The sequence below is a fragment of the Sphingopyxis sp. SCN 67-31 genome (assembly GCF_001725095.1).
Map to the genome: position 1 here is coordinate 1 of NZ_MEFH01000038.1, position 5511 is coordinate 5511.

The 5511-nt window shown below is 66.7% G+C and carries 7 protein-coding genes; 1 reads left to right on the forward strand and 6 read right to left on the reverse strand.

Annotation, left to right across the window (positions count from 1 at the left end):
* The 6 genes from ABS88_RS04995 to ABS88_RS05020 all read right to left on the reverse strand — a co-directional run.
* Positions 1 to 399, reverse strand: a 399-nt coding sequence (locus ABS88_RS04995; protein ID WP_286749325.1) for an efflux RND transporter permease subunit, incomplete at its 3' end; no start/stop codon positions are given.
* A 3-nt stretch (positions 400 to 402) separates the two neighbouring features.
* Positions 403 to 1578 carry an efflux RND transporter periplasmic adaptor subunit gene (locus ABS88_RS05000; RefSeq protein ID WP_286749326.1) on the reverse strand — a complete coding sequence of 392 codons (1176 nt, stop codon included), beginning with the start codon at positions 1576 to 1578 and terminating at the stop codon, positions 403 to 405.
* The gene (locus tag ABS88_RS05005; protein WP_286749327.1) at positions 1578 to 2855 is read right to left on the reverse strand and encodes a TolC family protein; all 1278 of its coding nucleotides are present in this window, start codon (positions 2853 to 2855) and stop codon (positions 1578 to 1580) included. The genes ABS88_RS05000 and ABS88_RS05005 overlap by 1 nt, the downstream gene beginning before the upstream one ends.
* Before the next feature lie 601 nt (positions 2856 to 3456).
* Positions 3457 to 3639, reverse strand: coding sequence for a hypothetical protein (locus ABS88_RS05010; RefSeq protein WP_047867279.1), 183 nt, complete (start codon positions 3637 to 3639; stop codon positions 3457 to 3459).
* Between the two features lie 583 nt (positions 3640 to 4222).
* The gene (locus ABS88_RS05015; RefSeq protein ID WP_082132098.1) at positions 4223 to 4447 is read right to left on the reverse strand and encodes a GDCCVxC domain-containing (seleno)protein; all 225 of its coding nucleotides are present in this window, start codon (positions 4445 to 4447) and stop codon (positions 4223 to 4225) included.
* Complete coding sequence (locus tag ABS88_RS05020) at positions 4447 to 4863, reverse strand: hypothetical protein (RefSeq protein WP_047867281.1); 417 nt, start codon at positions 4861 to 4863, stop codon at positions 4447 to 4449. Before ABS88_RS05020 ends, ABS88_RS05015 begins: the two co-directional genes overlap by 1 nt.
* Positions 4864 to 4925: 62 nt before the next feature.
* On the opposite strand from ABS88_RS05020, the gene ABS88_RS05025 reads away from it, so the two are divergent.
* Positions 4926 to 5342, forward strand: coding sequence for a MerR family transcriptional regulator (locus ABS88_RS05025; protein WP_047867282.1), 417 nt, complete (start codon positions 4926 to 4928; stop codon positions 5340 to 5342).
* Positions 5343 to 5511 lie beyond the last annotated feature (169 nt).

Genomic DNA, 5511 nt, shown 5'->3' on the forward strand with positions numbered 1-5511 from the left:
CGCGATCGGACCCATTTCAGGGTTCACGCCGTCGGGCAGATTCTCTTGCACGCCCCGCAGACGCTCGCCCACCTGCTGGCGGGCGAAATAGATGTCCGTAGAGTCGGAGAAGACCGCAGTGATCTGCGCGAAGCCATTACGGCTCAGCGAGCGCGTATATTCGATGCCGGGGGTGCCGGCGAGCGCGGTTTCGATCGGGAACGACACCTGCTTCTCGACCAGCTCGGGCGAGAGCGCGGGTGCCCGCACGTTGATCTGCACCTGATTGTTGGTGATGTCCGGCACTGCGTCGATCGGCAGCCGGTAGAGTGAAAACGCGCCGATGACGGCGACGATGGCGGTGAGGAGCAGGACAAGCCAGCGCTTCTCGACCGCCCATGTGACGATGCGGGCGATCATGGCTTAATCCTCGTGGCTCGCTTCGCCCTTGCCGATCTCGGCCTTGAGCGTGAAGCTTCCGGTGGTGGCGATTTGTTCGTTGCCGGTGAGACCCGAGCGGACGATTACCGTGTCGCCCGACGCATCGCCGAGCTGCACCGGGGTCGCCTTGAAGCCCGTAGGCGTGCGAACGAACACGACCGACTTGCCCTCGAAGCTCTGGACCGCCGTCGTCGGCACGCGGATTGCGCCGCTACCGCCGCTGCCCGTGAGCTGGACGGCGGCCGTCACCGGCTCGCCGACCCGCCATTCACCGCCCCGGTTGTCGAGGGTGGCGAGCGCGGGCACGAGCCGCGTCTGCGGATCGAGCGCCGGCGACACGAAGGTCACGCGCGCCGTTGCCTGACGTCCCGCCGCCTTGACCAGCACGGTGTTGCCGGGGCGCACTCGGCCCGCATCCTCAGCCTTCAGGGTGAGCGCGATCGACACCTGGCTCAGGTTGGCGATGCGATAGAGTTCTGCATCCGCCGCGACCGTCTGTCCCAGCGTCACGGGGCGCGCAATGATCTGACCCGAGATCGGCGCGGCGATGCCGAGCCGGTTGAGGCCGCCGCCGCCGACACCGGCGGCCGACACCATGCTCTGCGCCTGCGTCAGCGCGATCCGCGCTTCCGTCGCCGCCGTGCGGGCAGCGATCAGATCCTGTTCCGGAGAGACTCTCTGCGCGAAAAGCCGCTGTTCGCGTGCGAGGTTCGAATTGGCGAGCTGAAGCCGCGCCCGTGCCGCTTCGACCTCGCCCTTGATTTGCGCTGCCTCGCGGCTCTCGATCACCGCGATAGTCTGGCCGCGCCCGACCGATTGCCCAAGGTTGCGCGTTAGAGCGACCACCCGTCCCGCGATCGCGGCCGAGACGACCTGCGTGCCTTGGGGATCGCCCTCAATGATCGCGGGAAGCTCGATCGTTCCGGCTCCGCCGATGATCGGGCGTCCGACCTGCACGCCCGCGGCGGCGATCTGATCTGCCCCTAGCGTGACGACGCCTTCATCGGCATGGCCGCCTTCGGCACCGCCTTTTTCAGCGCCAGCAGCCGCTTCATTGCCCGTTCCATTGGCGGCCGCCTCGTTCCCGGCGTCCTTGCCACCACAGGCAGACAACAGCAGGGCGAGCGACGCCGCGCCCGCAAGATAGAAACTCTTCATCACTGGTTTCCCCCATTGGGCGCAGGAGCGGTCAGTCGCTCCACTTGCGCGCGGGCATTCTGGTAGTTGGCGAGCGCATCGATCGCGGCGACCCGCGTTTCGGCGAGCGTGCGTTCCGCATCGAGCAATTCGAGCTGGCCGAACTTGCCCTCGCGATAGCCGATCCGCGCGATGCGGGCGGCCTCCTGGGCCGCCGCCAGCGCCGGCCCTGACGCCGCGCGGGCGGTGGTCGCCGCATTGGCCGCCTGCGCCTGCGCGTCCGTGATCGCCTGTTCAATGTCGAGCGCGGTCAGGCGGCGCTGCGCATCTGCCTGGGTCCGCTGCGCGGTCGCCTGCGCAATCGCGGCGCGACCATTGTTGAACACCGGGATCGGGATCGACACGCTGAATACCGCCGCCATGTCGTTGGTCGCTTCCAGGCGGCGGATTGCAGGCCCGACATTGACGTCAGGGACGCGATTGGCGCGCGCGAGCCGCACGCCGGCTTCCGCAATGGAGAAGTCCGCGTTGGCTGCGGCCAGCGCGAGTGTGCCGGTCGTGTTGGCCGGTGCCATCGGCCCATAGACGTTCGCACCGGGAAGGCGATCGAGCAGCGTGTCATCGAGCAGGCCGTCGATCGGCCGTCCGATCCGACGCGCCAGATTGGCGCGAGCCGCCTCGGCCAAGCGAAGCTGCCGCTCCACATTGGCGTCGGCATTGATCCGGGCGACGTCCGCACGCTGTTGCTCCAGCGGAGAGGCACGCCCCGCCTGCACGCGGACGCTCGCGGCGCGCAGCGCGTCGCTGGCGATCCGGGCCTGGTCCCGCGCTGTCGTTACCCGCCGGTCGGCGGCGACCGCTTCGACGTAGAGCTGCGTCACCTGAAGCCGGACATCCGCTGCGATGATCGCAGCCTGGATCTCGGCCCGGGACAATTGTGCGTTGGCGACCGCAACGCGGGCGCCGCGCTTGCCGCCTAGCTCGATCGGGATCGCAAAGCCGACCGTGGATTCCGCGCTGCGGACCCCCCGATATGGCCCCGAGCCAATGATGTTTTCAACCTGACCCTGGACCACCGGATTGGGCCGCAAGCCGGCGACCGTGCGGCCCGCACGGGCCGCGTCGATCGCAGCTGTCGCGGCTTCCGCAGCGGGGGCCGAACCGCCCGCCGCACTGACCGCTTGGTCAAGCGTGTAGACCGGCGCGTCCTGCGCAACAGGCGCGGACGGTCCGACCTGCGCCTGCGCCATAGTTGCGCACGACGCTGCGGCCAGCATGGCCGCGAAGATACGATGCATGAGACTAAAACTCCTGACGCTGATCGACAGGCGCGCGCCAACGCACACCCGAATCGGGCGTCAGGCTTGGGGGGGCCTCAGATGGACTATCCCGGTGTGGCCATCGAGCGATGCAGAGGCAGAGATTGTCGGCTCGGGCGCCGTGAGGACAAGGGTGTATTCCATTGTCGCGCGCGCAGGCGCACCCACGTCATGCCCGTGACAATAATTGTGGTGGTGCGGGACGTTCTTGTCCGAATCTGACGGCACCTCATCGCGGTCGCCCGCGGTATGGACGGTAAACTCAACGCCCGCGATGCTTCCTCCCGCCAAATCGGCGGCGTGAGCCATGCCGGCGAAGCTGGTGAGGACCAGCATCAGGCATGTCAGGAGAGGCAGAAAGGCTCGCACGAATTGACGCTTACCACGGAAAGGTTTCCATGTCATTGCAATAACTCGAGCGGAGTTTGGCGCTGTGAGGAAGGCGATCGCCTCTCCGCTCGAAGTCGGTTCGGGATCGAGCAGGCCACGATCCAGACGGAGATACCGGGCAATGTCCGAGGACGACGCGCTTCTTGACCCGTGAATATGGGGGCGGTTGCCCGCCCCCATACCAACACCGTCAGCGGCGCTGCATCTCGCCCGCATGATCGGCGTGATCGCCGGCCTTCTTGGCGTGATCGCAGCAGTCCGCGCCTTCCTTGCAGCACGTCATGTCCGGGCAGCAATCGGCCGCGGTCGCGGCGAAAGCGGTGGAGGACAGGGTGAGCGCGACGGCCGCGCCAATGAGCTTGAACTTCGACATTTAAACTCTCCATAGAACAGTGTGAGGTTGGAAGCGTCACACAGCTCGCGGAGGGGGCGTCGCAGGTGCCCGAGCAAATTCAAGCAGGCCGGCATGTCGCACCGGCCAGGGGCCGGGCGCCGCGTAGGCCAGCGGCGCGACACGGGCGATCGGTGCGCCGTCGAGCGCGGCGGCACAGGGCATCGAGCAGGCGGCAGTAGGAGCCTTCTTCTCCGGGGTGCCATGCCCCTTGCCCTCGCAACCGGGCATTGCCGACGCACTCGGGACGGCCGCGATAGCGACAGCCTCGCAGATCGGCCCGACCCGCATGACCAGCATCAGCGCGAGAAGGGCGATCAGCGCCGCGCGCACGGGGCTGGGAGGGTGAGAACATACGCCGAAGCATGTTCACGATAGTAGGGCCTGAGGCGAATGACTGCAACTTGGAGCTTTGCCGAGCGGCAGGATTTGCTCTATACAAGCGTTACGTGCGGCGTCGAAAGGCGTCCGTTTCCCAAAAGGGAACTAAGGGCCAGGGCCGCTTCCTAGGAGGCGGCCTTTGGTTTTCGGCGGATAGCGATTGAGCTTTCCAGCTCCTCAGGGCTTAGCCTTGGCAGCAGATTGGCGAACTTCCATTCGCGTTCGCATCCTGTATCGGCGGGCACGGTACGTCGCCGAACGAGCAGAACACACAGCAATCTCCCGGCAGGGGGCGCAGCACTACCGCGCAATGCCGGCAATCATAGAAGAACTGGCAGGCGTTGGTGGGCATCGTCTCGGTTGCGACCCCGCCGCACTTGGGGCAGGTCAGGGCGGAGGTGAGCTGCATCAGGAAAGCGCCTTCATCAATGGCGCTTCAAGGCGATCCCATATTAACGCGACCACCGTCAGGACCGTGCCGATCGCGAGCACGATCGGAGTGGCGCTAGAAGGCAGCGGCACGGTGCAGGACCGATCCGCAGCGCAAGCCCTTCGGCGCCGCGCATAGGCCCACCACCCGGCAGCCAGACCGATGAGCGAGAGTGCCGTCAGCGGCCAGCGCAGCGGCATCAGCGCGGCGAAGGTACTGGAAACGCCGGCTCCAACGCTCATTGCCGCAAGCGCGAGCGGCAGGACGCAGCAGGAGGCAGCGGCCAGGACCGCGCCGAAGCTAGTCAGCGCGGCGAGGACGGATAGCCCCGTGTCGGCTCGACGGGTCGGCGCGGGCGGACCCAGAGTTTCGTGCGGCATCGTCCCTTGGTTCATCGGTCGTCTCCGGAGGAATAACCCGCTATGCCTCCTGTAGCGGCTACAGGAGCAAGCGATTTATGCGCGTCGAGCAAAGCATCGCGATAGGCGAGCTGTCGCGCCGGACTGGTGTGAACATCGAGACAATCCGATATTTTGAGCGCGTCGGCGTTCTCACAACGCCACCCCGCACGAGCGGCGGGCGGCGGGTATATGGGGCCGATCACGTCCGCGCCCTTGGATTCATCCGTCGCGCGCGAGAACTCGGTTTCACCCCGGCCGAGGTGCGCGCGATCCTATCACTTGGCGGTCCCGCGCAGGCGTCATGCTGTGAGGTCCGCGAGATCGCGGCCCACCATCTGGAGCGTGTTCGCGCCAAGATGGTCGATCTGGCGCAGCTCGAAAGCGTGCTCGCCACGACTATCGACCGTTGCGGGGGCGACGGGGCGGCAAGTTGCGCCGTGATCGACTTGCTCGACCAACATGCGACTGCGTAGGTGCTGCAATCACCCCGTCTCGCGCAAACGGTCGATTGCGTGAGGATCGCGCCGATCGCAGCCGGGCCGCTGTAAACGCTCGCGCTAAGTGGCGGCATTCTGATCGCGCTATTTGTCGGCGAGCGTCGCTACGCGGCTACCGGCTTGGTCTCGGCCGATCGCACATAGG

What these genes read in the sequence shown, in the direction of transcription:
- ABS88_RS05000 (WP_286749326.1), bottom strand. Translation starts at nt 1,578, where the DNA reads ATGAAGAGTTTCTATCTTGCGGGCGCGGCGTCGCTCGCCCTGCTGTTG.
- ABS88_RS05005 (WP_286749327.1), bottom strand. Translation starts at nt 2,855, where the DNA reads ATGCATCGTATCTTCGCGGCCATGCTGGCCGCAGCGTCGTGCGCAACT.
- ABS88_RS05010 (WP_047867279.1), bottom strand. Translation starts at nt 3,639, where the DNA reads ATGTCGAAGTTCAAGCTCATTGGCGCGGCCGTCGCGCTCACCCTGTCC.
- ABS88_RS05015 (WP_082132098.1), bottom strand. Translation starts at nt 4,447, where the DNA reads ATGCAGCTCACCTCCGCCCTGACCTGCCCCAAGTGCGGCGGGGTCGCA.
- ABS88_RS05020 (WP_047867281.1), bottom strand. Translation starts at nt 4,863, where the DNA reads ATGAACCAAGGGACGATGCCGCACGAAACTCTGGGTCCGCCCGCGCCG.
- ABS88_RS05025 (WP_047867282.1), top strand. Translation starts at nt 4,926, where the DNA reads ATGCGCGTCGAGCAAAGCATCGCGATAGGCGAGCTGTCGCGCCGGACT.